The organism is Halogeometricum sp. S1BR25-6 (genome assembly GCF_031624495.1).
GTDB lineage: Archaea > Halobacteriota > Halobacteria > Halobacteriales > Haloferacaceae > Halogeometricum > Halogeometricum salsisoli.
This window is the reverse complement of record NZ_JAMQOP010000001.1, coordinates 1,748,050-1,769,608: the sequence shown is the minus strand read 5'-3', so window position 1 is coordinate 1,769,608 and position 21,559 is coordinate 1,748,050. Positions and strand designations below refer to the sequence as shown.

Annotated in this window: 23 protein-coding genes; 13 read left to right on the top strand and 10 right to left on the bottom strand. The window is 68.0% G+C overall.

The window, feature by feature from the left end:
- The first annotated feature begins 93 nt into the window (after positions 1-93).
- Positions 94-1,494 carry a DEAD/DEAH box helicase gene (locus NDI76_RS09210; protein ID WP_310923713.1) on the top strand — a complete coding sequence of 467 codons (1,401 nt, stop codon included), beginning with the start codon at positions 94-96 and terminating at the stop codon, positions 1,492-1,494.
- Positions 1,495-1,507: 13 nt separating this feature from the next.
- Here the strand turns inward: NDI76_RS09210 and NDI76_RS09205 are convergent, their stop codons facing one another.
- Together NDI76_RS09205 and NDI76_RS09200 are read right to left on the bottom strand one after the other, a co-directional pair.
- Positions 1,508-1,918 (bottom strand): transcriptional initiation protein Tat, encoded by a 411-nt coding sequence (locus NDI76_RS09205; protein WP_310923712.1) that lies wholly within the window; start codon positions 1,916-1,918, stop codon positions 1,508-1,510.
- A 22-nt stretch (positions 1,919-1,940) separates the two neighbouring features.
- Positions 1,941-2,330: a hypothetical protein gene (locus NDI76_RS09200; RefSeq protein ID WP_310923711.1), complete on the bottom strand. Its 390-nt coding sequence runs from the start codon at positions 2,328-2,330 to the stop codon at positions 1,941-1,943.
- 144 nt (positions 2,331-2,474) lie between these two features.
- Between NDI76_RS09200 and NDI76_RS09195 the strand changes: the two genes are divergently transcribed.
- Positions 2,475-4,064, top strand: coding sequence for a DUF790 family protein (locus tag NDI76_RS09195; RefSeq protein ID WP_310923710.1), 1,590 nt, complete (start codon positions 2,475-2,477; stop codon positions 4,062-4,064).
- A gap of 77 nt (positions 4,065-4,141) precedes the next feature.
- On the opposite strand, the gene NDI76_RS09190 is transcribed toward NDI76_RS09195, so the two are convergent.
- Positions 4,142-4,687, bottom strand: a complete 546-nt coding sequence (locus tag NDI76_RS09190; protein ID WP_310923709.1) for a DUF7122 family protein — start codon at positions 4,685-4,687, stop codon at positions 4,142-4,144.
- Positions 4,684-5,622 carry an RsmB/NOP family class I SAM-dependent RNA methyltransferase gene (locus NDI76_RS09185; RefSeq protein WP_310923708.1) on the bottom strand — a complete coding sequence of 313 codons (939 nt, stop codon included), beginning with the start codon at positions 5,620-5,622 and terminating at the stop codon, positions 4,684-4,686. The genes NDI76_RS09190 and NDI76_RS09185 overlap by 4 nt, the downstream gene beginning before the upstream one ends.
- A gap of 98 nt (positions 5,623-5,720) precedes the next feature.
- On the opposite strand from NDI76_RS09185, the gene NDI76_RS09180 reads away from it, so the two are divergent.
- The gene (locus tag NDI76_RS09180; RefSeq protein ID WP_310923707.1) at positions 5,721-6,461 is read left to right on the top strand and encodes a proteasome assembly chaperone family protein; all 741 of its coding nucleotides are present in this window, start codon (positions 5,721-5,723) and stop codon (positions 6,459-6,461) included.
- Positions 6,462-6,471: 10 nt separating this feature from the next.
- Here the strand turns inward: NDI76_RS09180 and NDI76_RS09175 are convergent, their stop codons facing one another.
- Positions 6,472-7,143, bottom strand: a complete 672-nt coding sequence (locus NDI76_RS09175; protein ID WP_310923706.1) for a hypothetical protein — start codon at positions 7,141-7,143, stop codon at positions 6,472-6,474.
- Positions 7,144-7,248: 105 nt separating this feature from the next.
- Between NDI76_RS09175 and NDI76_RS09170 the strand changes: the two genes are divergently transcribed.
- From NDI76_RS09170 to NDI76_RS09145, 6 genes are all read left to right on the top strand, one after another.
- The gene (locus NDI76_RS09170; RefSeq protein WP_310923705.1) at positions 7,249-7,926 is read left to right on the top strand and encodes a nucleotide exchange factor GrpE; all 678 of its coding nucleotides are present in this window, start codon (positions 7,249-7,251) and stop codon (positions 7,924-7,926) included.
- 109 nt (positions 7,927-8,035) lie between these two features.
- Positions 8,036-8,764, top strand: coding sequence for an alpha/beta fold hydrolase (locus NDI76_RS09165; RefSeq protein WP_310923704.1), 729 nt, complete (start codon positions 8,036-8,038; stop codon positions 8,762-8,764).
- A gap of 191 nt (positions 8,765-8,955) precedes the next feature.
- Positions 8,956-10,887 (top strand): molecular chaperone DnaK, encoded by a 1,932-nt coding sequence (dnaK, locus tag NDI76_RS09160; protein ID WP_310923703.1) that lies wholly within the window; start codon positions 8,956-8,958, stop codon positions 10,885-10,887.
- A gap of 169 nt (positions 10,888-11,056) precedes the next feature.
- The gene (dnaJ, locus tag NDI76_RS09155) at positions 11,057-12,235 is read left to right on the top strand and encodes a molecular chaperone DnaJ (protein ID WP_310923702.1); all 1,179 of its coding nucleotides are present in this window, start codon (positions 11,057-11,059) and stop codon (positions 12,233-12,235) included.
- A gap of 199 nt (positions 12,236-12,434) precedes the next feature.
- Positions 12,435-12,755: a cupin domain-containing protein gene (locus NDI76_RS09150; RefSeq protein ID WP_310923701.1), complete on the top strand. Its 321-nt coding sequence runs from the start codon at positions 12,435-12,437 to the stop codon at positions 12,753-12,755.
- Positions 12,756-12,901: 146 nt separating this feature from the next.
- A complete protein-coding gene (locus NDI76_RS09145; RefSeq protein ID WP_310923700.1) occupies positions 12,902-14,014 on the top strand; it encodes a CobW family GTP-binding protein in 1,113 nt (370 codons plus the stop codon).
- On the opposite strand, the gene NDI76_RS09140 is transcribed toward NDI76_RS09145, so the two are convergent.
- Positions 13,989-14,162 carry a hypothetical protein gene (locus tag NDI76_RS09140; protein ID WP_310923699.1) on the bottom strand — a complete coding sequence of 58 codons (174 nt, stop codon included), beginning with the start codon at positions 14,160-14,162 and terminating at the stop codon, positions 13,989-13,991. The genes NDI76_RS09145 and NDI76_RS09140 overlap by 26 nt on opposite strands.
- A gap of 111 nt (positions 14,163-14,273) precedes the next feature.
- Between NDI76_RS09140 and NDI76_RS09135 the strand changes: the two genes are divergently transcribed.
- Positions 14,274-14,426, top strand: coding sequence for a hypothetical protein (locus NDI76_RS09135; RefSeq protein ID WP_310923698.1), 153 nt, complete (start codon positions 14,274-14,276; stop codon positions 14,424-14,426).
- A 47-nt stretch (positions 14,427-14,473) separates the two neighbouring features.
- On the opposite strand, the gene NDI76_RS09130 is transcribed toward NDI76_RS09135, so the two are convergent.
- Positions 14,474-15,631, bottom strand: a complete 1,158-nt coding sequence (locus tag NDI76_RS09130; RefSeq protein ID WP_310923697.1) for a glutathione-independent formaldehyde dehydrogenase — start codon at positions 15,629-15,631, stop codon at positions 14,474-14,476.
- A 166-nt stretch (positions 15,632-15,797) separates the two neighbouring features.
- On the opposite strand from NDI76_RS09130, the gene NDI76_RS09125 reads away from it, so the two are divergent.
- Positions 15,798-16,553: an AMP-binding protein gene (locus NDI76_RS09125; protein ID WP_310923696.1), complete on the top strand. Its 756-nt coding sequence runs from the start codon at positions 15,798-15,800 to the stop codon at positions 16,551-16,553.
- 29 nt (positions 16,554-16,582) lie between these two features.
- Here the strand turns inward: NDI76_RS09125 and NDI76_RS09120 are convergent, their stop codons facing one another.
- Positions 16,583-18,583, bottom strand: a complete 2,001-nt coding sequence (locus tag NDI76_RS09120; RefSeq protein ID WP_310923695.1) for an AMP-binding protein — start codon at positions 18,581-18,583, stop codon at positions 16,583-16,585.
- Positions 18,584-18,689: 106 nt separating this feature from the next.
- On the opposite strand from NDI76_RS09120, the gene NDI76_RS09115 reads away from it, so the two are divergent.
- Both NDI76_RS09115 and NDI76_RS09110 read left to right on the top strand, forming a co-directional pair.
- Positions 18,690-20,111 carry a short-chain fatty acid transporter gene (locus tag NDI76_RS09115; protein WP_310923694.1) on the top strand — a complete coding sequence of 474 codons (1,422 nt, stop codon included), beginning with the start codon at positions 18,690-18,692 and terminating at the stop codon, positions 20,109-20,111.
- Between the two features lie 48 nt (positions 20,112-20,159).
- Positions 20,160-20,753, top strand: a complete 594-nt coding sequence (locus NDI76_RS09110) for a GNAT family N-acetyltransferase (protein ID WP_310923693.1) — start codon at positions 20,160-20,162, stop codon at positions 20,751-20,753.
- Positions 20,754-20,791: 38 nt separating this feature from the next.
- Here NDI76_RS09110 and NDI76_RS09105 read toward each other — a convergent pair whose 3' ends face one another.
- Entirely contained in the window at positions 20,792-21,091 is a 300-nt protein-coding gene (locus tag NDI76_RS09105) for a DUF8142 family protein (RefSeq protein ID WP_310923692.1), read from the bottom strand.
- A 120-nt stretch (positions 21,092-21,211) separates the two neighbouring features.
- A complete protein-coding gene (locus NDI76_RS09100) occupies positions 21,212-21,511 on the bottom strand; it encodes a DUF7520 family protein (RefSeq protein WP_310923691.1) in 300 nt (99 codons plus the stop codon).
- Positions 21,512-21,559: the final 48 nt, after the last annotated feature.

The following is a 21,559-nucleotide window of genomic DNA, read 5'->3' as shown; positions in this document are numbered from 1 at the left end:
GCCCGCCCCCAGTTATAATCCGGGGAACGACTCCGAGTCCGGTCGCGCCGTCGGGTCCGTCGATTTATACCCGATGACGACCCATCTCCGCGCGTGCTCACGCTGACGTTCGAGGACGGGACGGTTCGCGTCGGCGGCCTCTCCGAGTCGGCCGTCGCGGCGGCCGACCTGCCCGGCGTCCGGTGGGACGACCGCGGAGTCGTCGCCCGCGCGTCCGCCCATCGCTACGCCGAGGTACGCGCGGCGCTGGACGAACGGGGCCTCGACTACGAGGACCGTGTCCTCCCGGAGACCCGTCTGGACCTCTCACACGCCTACGACTTACGTGACTACCAGCGGGCGGCCCTCAACGCGTGGCGCGAGAACGGGAACCGGGGGGTGCTCGAACTGCCCACGGGGGCGGGAAAGACCGTCGTCGCCGTCGCCGCGATGGCCGAACTCGGCGTTCCGACGCTCGTCGTCGTGCCGACGGTCGACCTGCTCACCCAGTGGCGACGCGAACTGGAGACGGAGTTCGAGATTCCAGTCGGGCAGTTCGGCGGCGGCGAGCAGGTGAAAGAGGATATCACCGTCTCCACCTACGACTCGGCGTACCTCCGCGCGGAAGAGATCGGCGGCGATTTCGGCCTCGTCGTCTTCGACGAGGTGCACCACCTCGGCGGCGCGGGGTATCGCGACGTCGCCCGACTGCTCGCGGCGCCGGCCCGCCTCGGCCTCACCGCGACGTTCGAGCGCCCGGACGGCGCCCACGACGTCATCGCGGACCTCGTCGGACCGAAGGTGTACGACCGTTCGGTCGACGACCTGGCGGGCGAACACCTCGCCGACTACGAGGTGCGGCGGGTCGAAGTCGACCTCTCGCCCGAGGAGCGCGAACGCTACGAGGAGGCGCAGGGGACGTTCGTCGACTACCTCAAGCGTTCGAACCTCTCGCTCGATTCGGGGTCCGACTACCAGAAACTCGTACTGCGCTCGGGGTCGGACCCGAAGGCCAGAGAGGCGCTCCTCGCCAAACAGCGCGCCCGGCGCATCATGATGAACGCCGACGCGAAGGTCGAGCGACTGGGCCGCCTCCTCGAGAGACACCGCGACGACCGGGTCATCGTCTTCACGGCGCACACCGACCTCGTCTATCGGCTCTCCGAGCGCTACCTCCTCCCGGCGATAACCAGCGAGACCGGGACGAAAGAACGGCGCGAACTGCTCGAACGCTTCCGCGACGGCACGTATTCGCGAATCGTCGCCGCGAACGTCCTCGACGAGGGCGTCGACGTGCCCGACGCGAACGTCGCCGTCCTCCTCGCGGGTAGCGGCTCCGAACGGGAGTTCACGCAGCGACTCGGCCGCGTCCTCCGGCCGAAATCCGGCGGCGGAACCGCGGACGACGCGGACGGTCCCTCCTCGGAGCCCCGCTCGGACGTCGGGACCGCGATACTGTACGAACTCGTCAGCGCCGAGACGGCCGAAGAACGGGTCGCGGCGCGCCGCCGGTAGGAGCGATTCGCCCTCAGACCAGCGTCACGTCGAGGCCGCCGGCGCGCTCGAACGCCTCGGCGCTCACCTCGAACGTCGTCGAGAACTCCGCCGTGCCGCCGGCCGAGACGGTCACCGACCGGTCCTGCGTGTACGTCTCGTCGCTCATTCGGACGCGCACGCGAACCGTGGCGACGCGTTCGACGCCGCCGCGGTTGCCCACCTCGCCGAACACGCGGAGGTTCCCGCCGTCGGTCGCCTCGTAGTCGAACGTCGACACGTACAGGTCCGGTTGGGCGGGCGTGTCGCGCGGCTGTCCCTCCGGCGGCGCGGGCGGTCGGCGCGGACCCGTCGCGCTCGGCGGGGAGCCGAGACACCCCGACGAGAGACCGACGAGGAGCGCTCCGAGGAGGCTTCTTCGCGTCGACGCCCGCGGCGGTTCCATACACGCCCGTCGACGGACGCTCTCAATAGTCTTTCCGACCGAGGCGCGGAGCGGTAGTCGCGTCGGGCGTCAGGCCGCGGTCGACCCGCTCGACTCGCCGCCGTACCAGAACAGCACCGCGCCGACGGCGGCGACGACGGCCAGCGCCAGCGTCGTCGTCGACGACCCAGAGCAGTCCCAGCGCGACCGCTCCGGCCGCGGAGAACCACAGCAGGCCGGTGTGGTCGCCGTCGCGGCCGTCCGTCCGGTCCGCGCCCTCGCCGTCCGATTCGGGGTCGGTGGTTCCGTCCCGCACCGTCGTCCCGCCGGCCGTCCGCGCCTCGCCGGCGGCGTCGGCCGGCGCCGCGTCGTCCGATTCGTTCGCGACCCGTTCCTCCTCTCTCGTCCGGTCGTCGGTGGGTGCGCCGGACATGCGTGTTGTCGTTGTGTATTGACATCATAATATTTTACGGATGTTTATGAATGATATTATTCGGAAAAGCAGTGATTGGGACCCCGTATCGGGCACGCGCCGCGCGGCGCGCGACTTTAGGCGGTCCGCCGCGAACTGCTCCCCGTGCTGACCAAGGACCTCCTGCGCGTCTCCCGCGCGGGCGGCGGCTACCGCCCGCAGTTCGTCGGCCGGGAGTCGCGCCCGCTGGCCGCCCGCGTCATCGGCGTCTTTCAGGGTCACGTCGGCGAACCCCGCCACCGCCTCGACGACGCCCTCGCGTCGCTGGAGGCGGAGGCCGACGATTTCAAACTCGTCCGCGGGTTCGCCGCGCTCCTCGACCGGGAGGCGACGTTCGAGACGTCGGCTCCCCTGCCGCCCCGGCGGGCGCGACGGGCGGCGTTCGAGGCGGCCGAGCGGGCGGGCGTCCCGACGACGCCCGACGAGCGAACCGCCGTCCTCGACGCCGCGGCGGACCGACTCGGGAGCGACGCCGCGGCGGTCGAATCGTCGCTGTACGCCGACCGCGAGGTCAACGAGGTGCTGACCGCGTTCGACGCGCGGTGGTCGGCGGAGGACCTGTTGGCTCGGTCCGGCCGACCGTTCGACCGCCCGGAAGAGTGGGACCGGTCGGACGGCGTCGACGTCTCTCCGGACAACCTCCTCCGACTCTACAACGTCTCGCTCGCCCAGACCGCCCTCTTCGACGCCACCGAGGTCCGCGTCCGGTGTTCTGACCCCCGAACGCTCGTGACGGCGGTCAAACGGCTCCGCCTCATGTACGAGGTGCGGACCGACGACGACGGCTGGGTGGTGGTCGTCACCGGGCCGGACTCGCTGTTCCGCAACACGCGGCGGTACGGAACGATGTTCGCGCGCCTTCTCCGAACGGTCGCGAAGATGACGGAGTGGGAACTGACCGCCGCTATCGACGACCGGGGGACCGAGCGTACGATGACGCTCTCGGACGACGACCCCATCGACGTCCTCGGCCCCGAGTCGGTCGCAGAGATGCGCTTCGACAGCGGCGTCGAGGCCGACTTCGCGGCCCGTTTCGGCTCCGTCGACCTCGACTGGGACCTGGTCCGCGAACCCGAACCGCTGGCCGTCGGCGCGAGCGTGATGATTCCCGACTTCGCGTTCGACTACAAGTTCGGTGAGTTCCGCGTGTTCTTCGAGATAATGGGCTTTTGGACCCCCGAGTACGTCGAGAAGAAGCTCGAACAGCTCGAATCCGTCGGCGACGTGGAGATGCTCGTCGCCGTCGACGAGAGCCTCGGGGTGAGCGAGGATATCGAGGCCCGGGACCATCGGGCGATTCCGTACTCCGGGTCGGTTCGTCTGAAGGACGTCCGCGACGCCCTCCGGCGGTACGAGGACGAACTGACCGCGGCCGCCGCGTCCGGGTTGCCCGACGAACTCCGACCGGCGGCCGACGCGATTTCACTGGAGGAACTCGCCGCGGAACGCGGCGTCAGCGAGGACGCGCTCGAAGACGTGGCGTTTCCCGAACACCGACGCGTGGGACGGACGCTCGTCCGTCCGGCGGTGCTGGACGACGTCGCCGAGCGACTCGAACCCGGACTGTCCTACCGCGACGCCGAGGAAACGATGGCCGACTGGGACATCTCCGACGTCGGGTCGGTCCTCTCGGCGCTGGGCTACGAGGTGGCGTGGGAGGGGCTCGGCGGGGGGACGCTCCGGTCGAAGGGCTGAGCGGGTCGGCCGAACGACCGCGACGCGGTCGCCGACGGGGTCCCCGTCGACCCGGAGACGGCATCCCGAGCGGCCGCCTACGACAGATCTTCCTGTCGCCCCTTCGGCACCGTCGAGCGCAGTTCGCCGTGCAGGTAGAGCCCCACGCCGATGGGTTCGACCCGCCCCTCGAACTCGTGGGCGGCGACGAGGTAGCCCCAGTCGCCCTCCCAGCGGTCGAGTTCTTGGTCCTCGCCGCGAACGAACCGCTCGGCCTCCGCGGGTTCGAGGACGACGACGTTCTTCGTCGCTTCTTCGCAGAAGCGCTGGACGGCGTCCGTCGAGGGCTTCCAGTGTTCCTGTCGGGCGCGGATGACGCGCATCCCGACGGCCTCCACGGGGGTCGGACTCACGAGGTCGCCCGCGAACGCCCATATCTTTCCTTTGCCCTTCTCCCAGAACGTGTGGCCGTCCCACGTCTCCGGCGCGAGACCGTACCGCTCCTCCCACCAGTCGACGACTTCCTCCCGCGTGGGACGGCCGGCGACGACCCGTTCGTCGGCCGTCTCCGGCAGGCGGTCGAACCGCTGGCCGTCGTTCTCCTCTCCGTTCGCCCCGTCCGCTCCGCTCCCGTCGCCGCTCATGCGGTCACCTCCAGTTTCGCGCAGAAGAACCCACCCGTGTCGTTGTGGTGCGGGTAGACGCGGTGGGCGCGTTCGATCGAAGAATCGTACTCCTCGTCCTCCCACTCGGTGACGCCGGGGGCCGTCTCGAAGTTCTCGGGGGCGTCCCACTCGACGAGTTCGCAGTCCTCCTCCTCGATAGCGTGGTCCAGCACCGCCTCGTTCTCCTCGGGTGCGAACGTGCACGTCGAGTAGACGACGGTGCCGCCGGGTCGCGTTGCCTGCACCGCGCGGCGGAGGATGCCCTTCTGGATGCCCGCGACGCTGTGGACGTGGTCCATCGACCACCGGTCGAGGGCGTCGGGGTTCTTCCGAATCGTCCCCTCGCAGGAGCAGGGGGCGTCGACGAGCGCTCGGTCGAAGGCGTCGATGGCCGCGGGGTCGTCGGTCCCTTCGCCGAACGGTTTCAACGAGTAGTTTCGCGCGTCCTGGTTCGTCACGACGAGGTTGCTCACGCCGAGTCGCTCGGCGTTGTGCCGGAGGGCCGACAGTCGGCCGAGGTTGTTGTCGTTGCCGACGAGTATTCCCGTATCCTCCATCAGGTCGGCGAGTTGTGTCGTCTTGCTACCGGGGGCGGCGCAGGCGTCCCAGACGACTTCGCCGGGGTCGGGGTCGAGGGCGAGGGCGGGGAGCGCCGACACCTCCTCCTGCCCGTGGAGCCACCCGTGGAAGTAGGGCCACGTCGTGCCGGGGCCGCGCTCGTCCATCTTCAGGATGCCCGGGTGCCAGTCGGTGACTTCGTAGCCGACGCCCTCGGCGTCGAGCGCCGACCGCGCGCGCTCCGCCGTCGCCTTGATGGTGTTGACGCGGACGACGGAGGGGAGCGGCCGGTCGCAGGCCGCGAGAAACGCCTCCTCGTCGTCCACGAGCGGCGCGTACCGCTCTAAGGGGTTCATTGCTCCCTCCTACCGGGGGGGACCGCTTGTGGGTTTCGGACCGCCGCTCTCCCCGTTCCCCGCCGCGGTTTTACGTCCCTCCCGCGCCAACGTCCAGCATGGCCGAGATAGCCGTCCTCGACGACAGCGTGTCGCTCTCGGAACCGACGATGGTCGAAGGGCTGCCCGGAATCGGGCTGGTCGGGAAGATAGCGGCCGACCACCTCGTGGAGGCGTTCGACATGGTCCACTACGCCAACGTCCACTGCGACGGCATCCCAAAGGTCGCCGTCTACCACGAGGACGACGCGTCGCTGGCGACGCCGGTTCGCCTCTACGCCGACGAGGACCACGACCTGCTCGTCCTCCAGAGCGACGTGCCCATCGCGCCGCGGGCCGCCTCGCAACTCGCGACGTGCCTCGCCGGCTGGTTCGACGAGACGCCGGTCACGCCCCTCTTCATCTCGGGGCTGCCCCGCGAGAAGAACGACGACGTGCCGGAGCTGTACGCCGTCGGGACCGGCGGCGGCGAGGCGGCCGCGGCCGACGCCGACATCGCCCTCCCGGACGAGATGGGACTCATCTCCGGTCCGACGGGGGCGCTCCTGAACGACGCCGTCGAACACGACCGGCGGGCGGTCTGTCTCGTCGTCGAGTCGGACCCGCAGTTCCCCGACCCGGAGGCGGCGCGCGTCGTCATCAAAGACGGGGTCGAACCGCTCACCGGAATCGAGGTGCCGGTCGACAACCTAGTCGAACGTGCAGAGGAGATACGGAACGCGAAGGAGCAACTCGCCCAGCGGATGCAACAGGGCGACGAGGAGAGCACGCAGGCCCAACCGCTCCGGATGTACCAGTAGCGCGGACGGACTACTCCCCCCGCAGGCGCGCCGCCGCGCCGCCGAGGAGGCCGACGATTCCGGCGACGACGCCGAACCCGGGGGAGTTCGCGCTCGTCTCGGTCTCGCCGACGGCCTCGTCCTCCGAGAGCGAACCCTCAACGTTCGTATCGGCCGACGTGTCTATCTGGAGTCCCTCCTCCTCGGGGTCGACCCGCGTCAGCGTCAGCGCGATGTGTTCTCCGCACCGCGTCGCCTCGGAGATGCGCCACGTCGACCCCACCTCGAACGACCCGCCGGACTCGGGGGTGTAGAAGTTCGTCCCCTTGATGACCTCCGTCGTCTGGTCGAGTTTTTCGAGGATGGATACCTCGTAGGTGGTCGCCTCGTCGGCGCTCCACCCGGCGGCGCCGCAGTTCGAGACGGCCCCTTCCGGCGGTTCCTCGTCGGTCGGGTCGCTGATCAGGAGGTACTGGTTCCGATAGGCCTCTCCCTCGCCGCTGAACTCCTCGTAGGCGGGGACCAGACCGCGCCGCTCGCCACCCGTCGAGTCGGTTCCGGTCCCGGCCTCGGTCTCGGTCCCCGTCGACTGTCCGGCCGCGGTTCCGACGCCCACGGCGAGACTCGTCGTCGCGCCGACGCCGACGAGAAACGTCCGTCGGGAGACGGTTCCAGCGTCTCGCGAACTTGGTTTATCGGTCATAGCCGCTGCATCGGACACGGCGAAGTTACGCGTTGTGGCGGACAGGGGCCCCTCGGTTCGGACGATTCTACAACCCTTATGCCCGGCGAGGTACTCCCTCGAACCATGACCGAAGACGCTTCCGACCCGACGGACGGCGAACGCGCCGACGCGGAGACGGAGGAGGCGACCGACGCATCCGCGGGGGCCGAAGCGGCGGCGTCCGAGACCGAAGCGGCGTCGAACGCGAGCACCAACGGGCAGACGGGCGACCCCCTCGTCGCGCGCGCCGCCGAGTACGACGAGGAACTCGCCGAGGACGTGGCCGCCCTCCGCGGACGCGCCGACGAACTCGAGGCCGAACTGGCGGCCGCAGAAGAGGAGAACGAGGAACTGTCGAACCGCCTCAAGCGGACGCAGGCGGACTTCCAGAACTACAAGAAGCGCGCGAAGAAGCGGCAGGACCAGATCCGCGAGACGGCCACCGAGGACTTCGTCGAACGCGTCGTCACCGTCCGCGACAACCTCCTGCGCGCCCTCGACCAGGAGGAGGGCGCCGACATCCGACCGGGAATCGAATCCACACTGGAGGAGTTCGACCGCATCCTCTCCTCGGAGGGCGTGAGTACCATCGACCCCGACCCCGGCGAGGAAGTCGACCCGACGCGCCACGAAGTAATGATGCGGGTGGACAGCGGCCAACCCGAGGGCACCGTCGCCGACGTCTACCAGGCCGGCTACGAGATGGGCGAGAAGGTCATCCGCGCCGCGCAGGTGACCGTCAGCACCGGCGGCGGGGAGTAGTCCGGACGGCCCGTCGGCGAACCGAACGCCGCGTACGCTTTTTGTCGAACCCGCGCCACGTTCGCCCGTGCGACTCCCCTTTCGAAATCGCTTCCGTGAGACGCCCCGAATGCACTTTTCCGTCCACGAGGCGGACGAACCGCACGAGAGGCCCGACGACCCGGAGGACCTCCTGTTCGTCCTCGGGTGGGGCAACGAACCCGAGCACGACCCCGTCTCGTGGCTCATCGACCGACTGACCGACGAGTACCGCGTCCACGCCGTCACCCTCCCGACGAACGGGTGGGACTTCGAGGACCAGTATCTCGCCCCCGTCCGGGCGTACTACGAGGACCGCGAGTTCGACGCGGTGTTGAGCCACAGCACCGGCGGACTCGTCGCCGCCCACCTCGCCGCCCGCGTCGACGTTCCCCCGCAGGTTTTCTTGAGTCCGTGGTGGGGGATGGCGCCGGGCGGAGGGTTCGAGTCCGCCGTCCTCCCGTACTTTCTGCGCCTCCCGACGGCGCGGCGACTGTTCGAACCGGACCGCGACCGGACCGACATCGGGAATCTGAAGCCCGAAGCCGAGTTCGAGGCGGGACCCCGCGGAGTCTCGCCGGCGTTCCTCCGTACCGTCGTCGACGCGCAGGCGCGCCTGCCGCCGTTCGACCCGGCCGACGCGGTGTTCTGCACGCTGTCGGACCGCATCGTCAGCGTCCGCGCTATCGGCGACCGAACGCCGGCGGCGAACCTCCGACCGTACGACGGCGGCCACGAGTTCTTCGCCTCGTCGGGCCGGGAGCGGGTGGTCGAGGACGTACTGGCCGCTCTCGGAGACGGCGTCGAGGCGATTCGCTGACCGCGGTCGGTGGTCGTCAGTTCGGCGGGGGAACCGGGGTCGCGAGAGACTGACTGCGGTTCGATAAAAAACCCGGTCACGCGGTGCGGGACAGAACGGCGAAACCGGGAGACGGCGGCGACACGTCCGGAGAGCCGTCGCGGTCCCGTCTAGTAACCTTTAACCGATTTAGACCAGTAGTTGGCGTCAAGATGGCGAGCAACAAGATTCTCGGTATCGACCTCGGTACCACGAACAGCGCATTCGCGGTGATGGAAGGGGGAGACCCCGAGATTATCGTGAACGCCGAGGGAGACCGCACCACACCCTCCGTGGTCGCGTTCACCGAGGACGACGAACGACTCGTCGGAAAGCCCGCGAAGAACCAGGCGATTCAGAACCCCGACCACACCATCCGCTCCATCAAGCGCCACATGGGGGAGGACGGGTACACGGTCGACATCGACGGCGAGGAGTACACGCCGGAGCAGCTCTCGGCGATGATCCTCCAGAAAATCAAGCGCGACGCCGAGGACTACCTCGGCGACGAGGTCGAGAAGGCCGTCATCACCGTTCCGGCGTACTTCAACGACCGCCAGCGACAGGCGACGAAGGACGCCGGCGAAATCGCCGGCTTCGAGGTCGAGCGCATCATCAACGAACCGACCGCCGCGTCGATGGCGTACGGCCTCGACGACGACTCCGACCAGACGGTCATGGTGTACGACCTCGGCGGCGGGACGTTCGACGTTTCCGTCTTGGACCTCGGCGGCGGCGTCTACGAAGTCGTCGCCACGAACGGGGACAACGACCTCGGCGGCGACGACTGGGACCAGGCCATCATCGACTACCTGGCCGACGAGTTCCAGAACAACCACAACATCGACCTCCGCGAGGACCGACAGGCGCTCCAGCGCCTGAAGGACGCCGCGGAGGAGGCGAAGATTGAGCTCTCCTCGCGCAAGGAGACGACCGTCAATCTGCCGTTCATCACGGCGACGGACTCCGGTCCGGTCCACCTCGAAGAGAAACTGACGCGCGCGAAGTTCGAGTCGCTCACCGCCGACCTCGTCGACCGCACGGTCGGCCCGACGGAGCAGGCGCTCGAAGACGCCGGCTACTCGAAGGAGGACATCGACGAGGTCATCCTCGTCGGCGGGTCCACCCGGATGCCGCAGGTCCACGACAAAGTCGAGGAGATACTCGGCGCCGAACCGAAGAAGAACGTCAACCCCGACGAGGCCGTCGCCCTCGGCGCCGCGATTCAGGGCGGCGTGCTCGGCGGCGAAGTCGACGACATCGTCCTGCTCGACGTGACGCCGCTCAGCCTCGGTATCGAGGTGAAGGGCGGTCTGTTCGAGCGACTCATCGAGAAGAACACCACGATTCCGACCGAGGAGTCGAAGATATTCACGACGGCCGCGGCGAACCAGACGTCTGTCCAGGTGCGCGTCTTCCAGGGCGAACGCGAAATCGCCGAGGAGAACGACATGCTCGGCGAGTTCCAACTGAACGGCATCCCGCCGGCGCCGGCCGGCACGCCGCAGATAGAGGTCACGTTCAGCATCGACGAGAACGGCATCGTCACCGTCGAGGCCGAGGACAAAGGCTCCGGGAACGCGGAATCCGTCACCATCGAGGGCGGCGCGGGCCTCTCCGACGAGCAGATCGAGCAGATGCAGGACGAGGCCGAACAGCACGCCGAGGAGGACCAGGAGCGCCGCGAGCGCATCGAGGCCCGCAACGAAGCCGAGAGCGCCGTTCAGCGCGCCGAGACGCTCCTCGAAGAGAACGAAGAGCAGGTCGACGACGACCTGCGCGCCGACATCGAAGCGGCCGTCGAGGACGTCGAGGAGACGCTCGAAGACGAGGACGCGACGAAGGAGGACCTCGAAACCGCGACCGAGGCGCTCTCGAAGGAACTGCAGGAGATCGGCAAGCAGATGTACGAAGGGCAGGCCCAGCAGGCCCAGGCCGGCGGCGGCGCCGGTGCCGGACCCGGCGGCGCGGGCGCCGGCGGGATGGGCGGCATGGGCGGTATGGGCGGCCAAGACGGTCAGCCCGGCGACGACGACGAGTACGTCGACGCCGACTTCGAGGATGTTCAGGACGAGGACGAGGACGGAGACGAGTCCTCGTCCTGAGCCAACCAGCACGCGTCGCGTTCTCGTGACGAAGACGACGACGCGGACGAAGACGACGACGCGGACGAAGACGACGACAACTGACGCGCCCGTCGACCCCTCGCGCTCGAATTCTGTCGTCGCCGACCCGTTCTTTTGAAGTAGTTCAACCGAGTAAGCCAGACAACGAATGAGCGAGGACTTCTACGACGTGCTCGGCGTATCGCGAGACGCGTCCGAGGACGAGATCAAGAAGGCCTATCGCGAGAAGGCCACACAGTATCACCCCGACGTCTCCGACGAACCCGACGCCGAGGAGAAGTTCAAGAAGGTGAAGAAAGCCAAAGAGGTGCTGACCGACGAACAGGCCCGCCAGCAGTACGACCAGATGGGTCACGACCGCTTCGAGCAGGCCGAGAAGCGGGGCGGTACCGGCGGCGGCGCGGGCGCCGGCGGGATGGGCGGCATGGGGGGCATGGGCGGAATGGGCGGCCAAGGCGGACAGGGCAACCCCTTCGAGGACATCTTCAACCAGTTCTTCGGCGGCGGCGGCATGGGCGGACAGGGCGGCCAGAGCCGCAACCGCCCGCGGCAGGGCCAGAACCTCCGCACGCGCGTCGACCTCACCCTCGAAGAGGCCTACGAGGGCGTCGAAAAGCAGTTCACCGTCACGCGACCCGAGCGCTGCCCGGAGTGCGACGGTGCGGGCCACCCGCCGGACGCCGACGTGAACACCTGCCCGGAGTGTAACGGACAGGGCCAGACCACGACCGTCCGCGACACGCCCCTCGGCCGCGTCCAGCAGACCCAGACCTGTCGACGCTGCGGCGGCGAGGGCGAGACGTACAGCGAGTCCTGTTCTCACTGCGGCGGCGACGGCGTCGTCCGTGAGGAGGCGACGCTGACGGTCACCATCCCGGCCGGCATCCGCGACGGCCAGTCGCTCCGCATGGAACGCGAGGGCGCGCCCGGCGAGAACGGCGGGCCGAACGGCGACCTCCTCATCGAGGTGTCCATTGCGGAGCACAACGACTTCGAACGCGACGGCGACGACCTCTACCACAACCTCGCCGTCTCTTTCCCGCAGGCCGTCTTCGGCGCGACGGTGGAGATTCCCACCGTCACCGGGACGACGGAGTTCGAGATTCCGGACGGGACGCAGAGCGGCGAGTCGTTCCGCGTCCGCGGCGAGGGGATGCCGCACCTCCGCGGCCGAGGCAACGGCGACCTCCACGTGCAGGTGCAGGTGGTGACCCCCGAGAACCTGAACAAAGAACAGCGAGAGGCGCTCGAAGCGTTCGCGGAGGCCGGCGGCGAGGAGGTCGACGTGAAAGAGGGCTTCTTCGAGAAGATCAAGAACTCGCTGTAGTCGGTCTCTCCTCCTCGCTCACGCCGGACGCTCCCGTTCGTGGGACCGGGACGTTTCCGTGGCCGTTCTCTCCCGCCGACACTGATCAACTACCTGATTTCTTTCGGCACCCGAACGAGACTGTCAGGTTTCGCTGGAACTCCGAACGCACGTCCGGTGCCAGTAGTTGCATACGTCTCTCGACCGTAGCCACGCGTGGATGTCGCACACCAAAGCCAACTACCGTGACGGAGGCGAGAAGGCCGACGGGATGTTCTTCCTGCGCGAGGAACTCGACGCCGAGAACCTCGGATTCACCGTCGTCGAGGCCGACCCCGACTGGACCGGCATGGAGCACGACCACGCCGACGAGGACCACGAAGAGGTGTACTACCTCGTCGAGGGCGGCGCGACGCTCCACGTCGACGGCGAGTCGGTCGACCTCGAACCCGGCGACGCCGTGCGCGTCTCGCCCGACGCGAGCAGGCAGTTGGAGAACGGGTCCGAAGAGAGCCGACTGGTCGTCGCCGGCGCGCCGTAGACGGCGACGACGGGGTCGCGTCGGTATCGCGTCGATACCCCGCCGGGGCCGCTCTCGGCGGTCGTCCGCCGCGCCCGACCCCCCGCGGTTCTTCGAATTCGACGATTCCGGAACGTTATTTTGCTTCGCCCCCTCCACACGGAGTGATGACTCTCGGCGACGACGACGAGATACCCGTGACTATCGTCAGCGGGACGCTCGGTGCGGGTAAGACGACGCTCGTGAACCACGTTCTGGAGAAGCAGACCGACCACGACGTCGCCGTCCTCGTCAACGACATGGGCGAGGTCAACGTCGACGCCCGACTGGTCGCCGGGGCCGACGACGACGTGATCGAACTGACGAACGGGTGCGTCTGCTGTCGGCTCAAGGACGATTTGGCGACCGAGGTGGTCCGTCTGGCCGAGGAGCGCTCGTTCGACTGCCTGCTCGTCGAGGCCTCGGGCATCAGCGAACCCCTTCCCATCGCGCGGACGTTTCTGGAGGAGGAGGCGGTGTCCGAACGCTACCGCCTCGACACGATGGTGTCCGTGCTCGACGCCTACGGCTTCTGGAAGGAGTTCGACCCCGAGACGGAGCGTCCGAACGAGGACGAGGAGCGGGGAAGCGAGAGCGGCCGGGAACTCGCCGACGTGCTCGTGGACCAAGTGGAGTTTTGCGACGTACTCTTATTGAACAAGTGCGACCTCGTCCCCGAGGACGCCCTGGAGAACATCGAGAGCGTCGTCCGCGAACTGCAACCGCGGGCGGGTCTCCACCGGACGACCCGTTCGGACATCGCCCCGGAGACGGTGCTCGACACCGGTCTGTTCGACTTCGACGCCGTCAGGCGCTCCGCCGGGTGGAAGCGACGCCTCGCCGAGTCGCACGAACACGACGACCACGACCACGGGAACGGGAACGCCCACGGCGTCACCTCGTTCTGCTACGAGTCCGAACGCCCGTTCGACCCCGAACGCTTCGAGGCGTGGATGGACGAGTGGCCCTCCGGCGTCTACCGCGCGAAGGGCTTCTTCCTGCTCTCGACGCGGCCGGATACGGTGATGGGGTTGAACCGCGCCGGCCCGTCGGTGACGGCCGGACCCATCGGGCAGTGGCGCGACGACGACGACCCGGCGACGCGACTCGTGTTCATCGGCGCGGACGTGGAGGAGGAGGCGATTCGAGCGCAGTTGGACGAGTGTCTCTGTACCGACGAGGAGATGGCGGACGTCGACGCGGGCGAGAGCGCCGTCAGCGACCCGTTCCCGCGGGCGTGACCTGCTCTCTGAGTTCGTCCCACGACTCGTCGAAGCCGTAGTTGGACTCCCGCGCTCTTTCGGCCGCCTGCGCCTCCTGATACACGTCGTCGTACTCGAGCAGTCCGCCCCAGCCCTCGTCGTACATCAGGGTGCAGTAGATACACATCGTATTGTTTCGGACGCGCGGGACGCACATAATAGTTGTTCGCGCCGGCGCTCAACGTCGCGGAGCGGCGTCGTCCGAAGGTATATCCCCGGTCGGGACCCCCTCGACAGTATGAGCGACCGAACGCCTCCGAATCGCACCTCCATCACGGGTCGCTGTGAGCACTGCGAGTGGGAGGCCCTCGCCGCCTCCTACTCCGAGATGGTCGAGATGTACCACGACCACCTGCGCGAGGAGCACCCGAAGGCGTGGCTACGCGCCTGAGGTGAGGCCAAAAAAAGTGTGAACCGGACGGCTCCCAACGGGACTACCTACGGTTCGAGGAGGACCTTCGTGACGCCCTCTTCGCGGTTGTCGAAGCGCTCGTACATCTCGGGCGCCTCGTCGAGGCCCACGCGGTGGGAGACGTAGAAGCTCGGGTCCGCCTTCCCCTCGATGATGAGGTCGCGGAGCTGACGGTTGTAGGACTTCACGTCGCACTGGCCGGTGCCGAGTTTCTGGCCCTTCTCGAAGAGTTTCCCGAAGTCGATGCCGAGTCGTCCCTGTCCGGCCATCGCGTCCGGTGCGCCGGGGTCCGAGGGGACGTAGAGGCCGACGATGCCGAGTTGGCCCGTCGGACGGACGGTGTGGATGAGGTTGTTGAGCACGACCGCCGGGTTCTCGCGGGCGGGGTCGTACGCCGAGTCGCCCTCCTTATCGGAGTCGATGGCCTGATAGCCGACCGCGTCGACGCCCTTGTCGACGCCGCCGCCGTGCATCTCCTTGATCTGCTCGACGGGGTCTTTCTCCTCGAAGTTGATGGGAACCGCGTCGCAGTGCTCCTCCGCGAGGTCGAGTCGGCTCTCGACGCGGTCGACGATGTAAATCTCGGAGGCGCCCTGAATCTTCGCGCTGTAGGCGGCCATCGTCCCGACCGGCCCGGCGCCGTAGATGGCGATGGACTCGCCGGGTTGGAGGTCGGCGAGTCGTGTGCCGTGCCACCCCGTCGGGAAGATGTCCGCGAGGAGCGCGAAGGAGTCCTCGTGTTCGGTCCCCTCGGGAAGCTTCAGCGCGTTGAAGTCGGCGTACGGGACTCGCAGCTTTTCGGCCTGCCCACCCTTGTACGGACCCATGGCGACGTAGCCGTAGGCTCCGCCGGCGAACCCGGGATTGACGTTCGTACAGAAGCCCGTCTTCCCGTTCTCGCAGTTCTCACAGAACCCGCAGGCGACGTTGAACGGCAGGACGACGCGGTCTCCCTCTTCGAGGGAGCTAACGCCGTCGCCGACTTCCTCGATGACGCCCATGTTCTCGTGCCCGAAGACGATACCGGGGTCGGCGTCGGTCCGACCTTCGTACATGTGTAGGTCCGACCCGCAGATGGCCGACGTCGTGATGTCGACGATGATGTCGTTCGGGTGCTGCAGTTCCGGTTCGTCCACGTCCTCGACCGCCACCTCGTGTGGTCCTTGGTAGACCACGGCTCGCATCGACAATTTATGTCACCACTCCGTACTGCGGTTCGCCGGGTATTATGTCATTTTATAGACCATGGCGACTGTCACGATAATTGTTGGCATGACTCTCGGAGACAGTTCCGCAAACCGACTGATTTCGCGGCGACGGGATTTTTGCGGGACGGTTCCTCTCCCCGGTGTGACTCCCGACGCCCCGCCGTCGCGGCCGGCAGACCCGACCGTCCTCGGCGACCTCGTCGCGCGCGACCGGCGGACGTCCGCGCCCGCCCTCCGGGCCCGCGACGCCGGCCGGTCCTACAGTTACTACGACTTCGTGACGACGACGTACAAGGCGGGTAACGTCCTGCGGTACCTCGGCGTCCGCGGCGGCGAGACGGTGGCCGTCGCCCCCGACCCCCTGCCGGAACCGGTGCTGGCGTTCTACGGTGCGGCGCAGTTGGGGGCCGCGACGACGTTCCACCTCGACCCGACGGGTTCGGCCGCGCCGGCGGACGCGCCGCGGGCCACTCTCGTCGGCGTCGACCGCGAGGGCGAGTTCGACCTCCCGCCGGGGTGCAAACTCGCCGTCTACGGCGGCTCGCCCGAACGTCCCGAGACGACCCACTGGGAGCAGGAGGTGTGGAGCGAGAACCCCGCGGTCCACCCCGCGACCGTCGCCGCCGACGACGCGGCGCTTCGAGCGGACGGACGGACGTACTCCCACGCGGAACTGCTCGATGCGGCGGCCACGGCGGTCGAGAGCGGGGAGATGATGGCCGGCGAGGAGGTGGTCGTCCGCGACTCCCTCGAACGGCCGGGAGCCGTCGCCGCGGGCCTCGTCGCGCCGGTTCTCGTCGGCGCAGTCGTCACCTTCCCCGACTCGGACACCGTCGGCGACGTGGCCGTCGGTGACGGTCCGGAGGGGCGGTCGGTGTCCCCCGCGGACGTCCTCTGAGAGCGCTTCTTTCCTCCCTGCCGCTCTCGCTACCGGGCGCTCCGAATCTCATCCAAGGAGTCGGGGTTCTCGATGCTGGAGAGGTCGCCGGGGTCCTCATCCTCGTGCACCGCGGCGATGGCGCGTCTGATTATCTTGCCCGATTGCGTCTTCGGGAACTCGCCGACGAACAGGAGTTCCCGCGGGCGGAACGGTTTGCCCTGCTCCTCGCCGACGAGTTCGCGCAGTTCCTCGCGGAGGCCGTCGGACGGTTCGAAGCCGTCTTCGAGGACGACGTAGGCGACGACGGCGGTGCCCGTCGTCTCGTCGTCGACGCCGACGGCGGCCGCCTGATTCACCGCCTCGTGTTCGATGAGGACGCCCTCTATCTCCGCGGGACCGACCTTCCGCCCGGCGACGTTCAGCGCGTCGTCCGCGCGGCCGTGGAGGAACCAGAAGCCGTCCTCGTCCTTCTGCGCCCAGTCGCCGTGGTCCCACATGTCCTCGAAGGTCGACCAGTACTCCTCCAGGTAGCGCTCGTCGCCGCTCCAGAGGCTCTTGGTCATCGAGGGGCAGGAGTCGCGCGCAACGAGGTAGCCGCGTTCGTGCGCGTCGGCGATGCTCTCGCCCGTCTCGTCGACGACGTCGACGCTCATCCCGAGGCCGGGGCCGCCCAGGCTACACGGTTTGAGCGGCTGGTTCGGCATCGGCATGAGGAAACAGCCGCATATCTCGGTGCCGCCGGAGATGTTCATGATGGGCGTCTCGCCGCCGCCGACGTGCTCGTAGAACCACATCCACGACTCGGGGTCCCACGGTTCGCCCGTCGACCCGAGCAGTCTGAGCGTCGAGAGGTCGTGTCGGGTGACCAACTCGTCGTCGTACTTCCGCAGGGCGCGGACGGCGGTGGGCGAGATGCCGAACACGGTGAGGCCGTGCCGTTCGATCATGTCCCAGAAGCGGTCGGGTTCAGGGTGGTCGGGGGCGCCCTCGTACATGAACACCGTCCCGCCGAAGGTGTGGTTCCCGATGAGGGTCCACGGTCCCATCATCCACCCGATGTCGGACACCCAGAAGAAGCGGTCCGTGGGCTTGTGGTCGAACCCGAAGAATATCTCCTTGGCCGTCTGCATCAGGAGGCCGGCGTGGGTGTGGACGATGCCCTTCGGCGTCCCCGTCGTCCCCGACGAATAGAGGAGCATTGACTCCTGCGCGGAGGGGAGTTTTTTCGTCTCGTACTCGTCGTCCGCCTCGGCGACCGTCTCGTCCCACCACTCGTCGCGCGTGGTCCACGTGATAGCACGGTCCTCGCTCGCCTCCAGACCGATGCGGTCGTAGACGACCGTGTGTTCGACCTGCCCCGCCTGTCGTATCGCCCGGTCCGCCGACTCCTTCAGCGTCACCTCGCTCCCCCGGCGGTAGAAGCCGTCCGCCGTGAACAGCACCGAACACCCGGAGTCCTCGATGCGCGTCGCCGTCGCGTCTACGCCGAACCCCGAGAAGATGGGGACGGCGATGGCGCCGACTTTCAGACAGCCGTAGAGGATAGAGACGACTTCGGGCACCATCGGCATGTAGAGGCCGACGGTGTCGCCCGTCTCCACCCCGTAGGATTCGAGGACGTTCGCCACCTGGTTCGACTCCCGATAGAGGTCGTGGTACGTCACCGTCCGCTGGTCGCCCGGTTCGCCCTCCCAGATGAGCGCCGCTTTGTTCCGGTTCTCCGCGTCGGGGGCGCCGTGTCTGTCGACGGCGTTGTGCGCGACGTTTATCGTTCCTCCGGGGTACCAATCGGAGAACTGCGGGCCGTCGGCGTCGTCGCGGACGACGTCGTAGTCGCTGTAGAACTCGACGCCGAGGTAGTCGACGAGTTCGTCCCAGAACCACTCGACGCCCGACTCGTCGACGCCGTCGACCGACTCGCTCGTTCGCCGTATCAGTTCCTCGTAGTCCGAAATACCGTACTCGCGCATGAACGCGTGGACGTTCGTCGACTCCGCGAACTCCCGGGACGGTTCGTGGACCACCTCGTCCGTGTCGGGTACCTCCATCACGTCCTGACATCGTCGCGTCCGCTGAAGTAACTTCCCCGAACGATGATGCGCGTCGGGTTCTTCCGGAACGTTCATTTATATCTCGGATGACCGTCCTCGCGTTATGTCGACAGACTCAGCCGGCGGGTCGCCGATTCAGCGCTTCGGCGCCCGGATGTCGAGCGTCGTCGAACGGGTGATGCCGAGTCCGTTCCTGTTCGCGATCCTCCTCAGCTACGTCGTCTTCGTCGGGGCCGTCGTCGTCGAGGGGGCGAGTCCGTTCGCCCTCGTGGGATACTGGTACGACGGCTTCTGGGTGCTGCTCGATTTCGCCATGCAGATGGTGCTCATCCTCGTCACCGGCTACGCCCTCGCGTACCACCCCGTCGTCCGCGGCGGCATCGAGTGGCTGACGTCGCTCCCGAACGACGGCAAGCAGGCCGCCGTCCTCGTCGGCGTCATCTCGATGACCGTCGCGTGGGTCCACTGGGGCCTCGGCCTCATCGTCGGCGCGGTGATGGCCCGCGAGATGGGGCGGCAGGCCGCGAAGACGAACCTACAGGTCCACTACCCGCTGCTCTGCCTCGCCGGCTACATGGGCATGGGTCTGACGTGGCACTGGGGTCTCGCCGGGTCCGCCCCCCTCCTGATGAACACGCCCGGTAACGTCTTCGTCGAACAGGGCATCGTCGAGGGACTGATTCCCACCTCGGAGACGGTGTTTCACCCCTACACGCTGACGCTCGTCGTCACCGGCATCCTCTACACCTCCGTGGTGCTGTACCTCCTCGCGCCGGAGCGCTCGAACGCCCAGCCGATAACCGAGTACGTTCCCGAGTCCGAACTGTTCGGGGCGTCCGCGGACGGGGGCGACGCCACCGGAACGGATGCGACGGGTGCCGACTCGAACCCGACCACCACGGGCGAGAAAATAAACCAGAGCCGCGTCGTCGGCGGCATAATCGCCCTCACGGGCGTGGTCTTCGCCGGGTACACCTTCGCCACGCAGGGCCTCTCGGCGCTGAACCTCAACCTCGTCAACTTCCTCTTCTTATTCCTCGGCCTCGCGCTGTACACCCGACCGAAGGCCTATCAGGAGCAGTTCTACGAGGCCATCTCCTCGACGGGCGGCATCGTCCTCCAGTTTCCCCTCTACGCGGGCATCATCGGCATGATGAACAACTCCGGGCTCTCGGAGACGATGGCCGAGGCGCTCGTCTCGCTGTCGACGCCGGCGACGTTCCCGGCCGTCGCGTGGATAACCGCCGGCGTCGTCAACGTGTTCGTCCCATCCGGCGGCGGCGAGTGGACGGTCATCGGCACCACCGTCCTGCAGGCGGCGAACGAACTCGGCGTCCCCGCCGGGCAGGCCACCGTCGCCTACGCCGTCGGCGACGCCCACACCAACCTCCTGCAACCGTTCTGGGCGCTCCCTCTCCTCGGCATCACGGGGATGCGCGCCCGCGACATGTTCGGCTACGGCGTGACGATGATGCTCCTCCTGATTCCGTTCCTCGCGGTGGGCCTCATCTTCATCCCGTACTGACACTTCGACCCCGCAACTTCTTTTCGGAGCGGTGTCGTACTCGCGTCCATGTACGTACGGGACGCCAAGAACCGAGACGAGGTTTGGTTGCTCGACCGCATCGAGGAGTCGGGGCTCGAAGACCCGGCGTTCCGGTCCCGCGATTACGTCATCGCCCTCGACGAGGAGAGCGGGGCCAAAGCGGGACTCGGCCGCGTCCGCGTCCACCAGACCGACGAGGAGGAGTTCTGCGAACTCGCCTTCGTCCTCACGCTCGACGTTTGGCGCGGGCAGGGTGTCGGCGCGCACGTCGTCGAGCGACTGGTCGCGGAGGCGGACGACGCCGAGTTCGACCGCGTCTACACGTTCACCGTCGAACCGGACTACTTCCTCACCTTCGGCTTCGAACCGGTCGACGGCGACGACCTCCCGCCGGTTCTCCGCGAACGCCTCGACGCGGTCCGCGCGGAACGCGGCGACGACGCCATCGCGTTGCGGGTCGACCCGGAGGCGTTCGAGATGCCCGAGGCGTACCGCGACCGGTTCAAGCGGGCGACCCCCGCCGACGAACCCGACCCGGGCGAGGTGTCGATAGAGGAGACGGCCGAGGACTTCGGCATCGACCCCGAGGAGACGACGCACAAGTACGACACCGGACGGTAGCGTCCGGACGCGGTCGGTCGACCCTCGGACCCTCGACTTCAGGTCCGGTCTTCGAGAAAGTCCGAACTGAAGACGATGTAGGCGAGGACGCTACAGAACAGGATGGGCGGGAGGATGGCGAACGCCCAGAGCGGTTCGAGTCCCCACCCCAGTAGGAGCAGGACGGTGAAGAGACCGATGCCCAGAAAGGGCAGGACGGCCAGGACGGCGCGTTTTCGGTTCCGTCCCCCCGAGTCGGGTTGGAGCGGCGCGTCCGGGTCGAACTCCTCGTCGAACGCCGCCTCCTCGCCCTTCCCCTCGTCGTCTGCGTCTGCGGGGGCGGTGCCGGGACTGCGCATGGTCGTCGTCGGGCGCCCATCGGTAAAAGCGCCGCGCCTCTTCGACTCTTCGACCCTCCGAGTCTTCGACCCGCCGGGCCACGCTCCCTCGCTCCCCGTGACTCCGCGGCCTCAGCGGTCTCAGCGGTCGCCTTCCATCCGCGAGGCGAGTTCGACGAGACCGAACAGAACGGCGAGCACCAGCGTCGAGAGGGTGACGGCGTAGGCGGTCATCGACAGCGGCGTCGTCGGGATGACGAGCAGACCGCCGAACAGCGCCGACCGGGGGACGGCCTCCGCGCCGTTGCTCCCGATGAAGAAACCGAGCACGCCCGAGAGGGCGACGACGCTGACGCCGACGGCCAGCAGGATGGACCGGCCGCGGCCGTCCTCGGCCGTCGACGTCACCGGTTCCGTGACGGTGTCGGATTCAGATGACACACCGGGTGTTGGGGGCCGGCACGCTTGGCCGTTGCCCTTCGGTCCGCA

Bases quoted from the DNA above. Each gene is read 5' to 3' on its own strand.
- NDI76_RS09145 (WP_310923700.1), top strand. From the start codon at position 12,902: ATGACTCTCGGCGACGACGACGAGATACCCGTGACTATCGTCAGCGGG.
- NDI76_RS09150 (WP_310923701.1), top strand. From the start codon at position 12,435: ATGTCGCACACCAAAGCCAACTACCGTGACGGAGGCGAGAAGGCCGAC.
- dnaJ (WP_310923702.1), top strand. From the start codon at position 11,057: ATGAGCGAGGACTTCTACGACGTGCTCGGCGTATCGCGAGACGCGTCC.
- NDI76_RS09175 (WP_310923706.1), bottom strand. From the start codon at position 7,143: ATGACCGATAAACCAAGTTCGCGAGACGCTGGAACCGTCTCCCGACGG.
- NDI76_RS09185 (WP_310923708.1), bottom strand. From the start codon at position 5,622: ATGAACCCCTTAGAGCGGTACGCGCCGCTCGTGGACGACGAGGAGGCG.
- NDI76_RS09105 (WP_310923692.1), bottom strand. From the start codon at position 21,091: ATGCGCAGTCCCGGCACCGCCCCCGCAGACGCAGACGACGAGGGGAAG.
- NDI76_RS09130 (WP_310923697.1), bottom strand. From the start codon at position 15,631: ATGCGAGCCGTGGTCTACCAAGGACCACACGAGGTGGCGGTCGAGGAC.
- NDI76_RS09180 (WP_310923707.1), top strand. From the start codon at position 5,721: ATGGCCGAGATAGCCGTCCTCGACGACAGCGTGTCGCTCTCGGAACCG.
- NDI76_RS09110 (WP_310923693.1), top strand. From the start codon at position 20,160: ATGTACGTACGGGACGCCAAGAACCGAGACGAGGTTTGGTTGCTCGAC.
- NDI76_RS09135 (WP_310923698.1), top strand. From the start codon at position 14,274: ATGAGCGACCGAACGCCTCCGAATCGCACCTCCATCACGGGTCGCTGT.
- NDI76_RS09190 (WP_310923709.1), bottom strand. From the start codon at position 4,687: ATGAGCGGCGACGGGAGCGGAGCGGACGGGGCGAACGGAGAGGAGAAC.
- NDI76_RS09120 (WP_310923695.1), bottom strand. From the start codon at position 18,583: ATGGAGGTACCCGACACGGACGAGGTGGTCCACGAACCGTCCCGGGAG.
- NDI76_RS09115 (WP_310923694.1), top strand. From the start codon at position 18,690: ATGTCGACAGACTCAGCCGGCGGGTCGCCGATTCAGCGCTTCGGCGCC.
- dnaK (WP_310923703.1), top strand. From the start codon at position 8,956: ATGGCGAGCAACAAGATTCTCGGTATCGACCTCGGTACCACGAACAGC.
- NDI76_RS09170 (WP_310923705.1), top strand. From the start codon at position 7,249: ATGACCGAAGACGCTTCCGACCCGACGGACGGCGAACGCGCCGACGCG.
- NDI76_RS09140 (WP_310923699.1), bottom strand. From the start codon at position 14,162: ATGTGTATCTACTGCACCCTGATGTACGACGAGGGCTGGGGCGGACTG.
- NDI76_RS09200 (WP_310923711.1), bottom strand. From the start codon at position 2,330: ATGTCCGGCGCACCCACCGACGACCGGACGAGAGAGGAGGAACGGGTC.
- NDI76_RS09205 (WP_310923712.1), bottom strand. From the start codon at position 1,918: ATGGAACCGCCGCGGGCGTCGACGCGAAGAAGCCTCCTCGGAGCGCTC.
- NDI76_RS09165 (WP_310923704.1), top strand. From the start codon at position 8,036: ATGCACTTTTCCGTCCACGAGGCGGACGAACCGCACGAGAGGCCCGAC.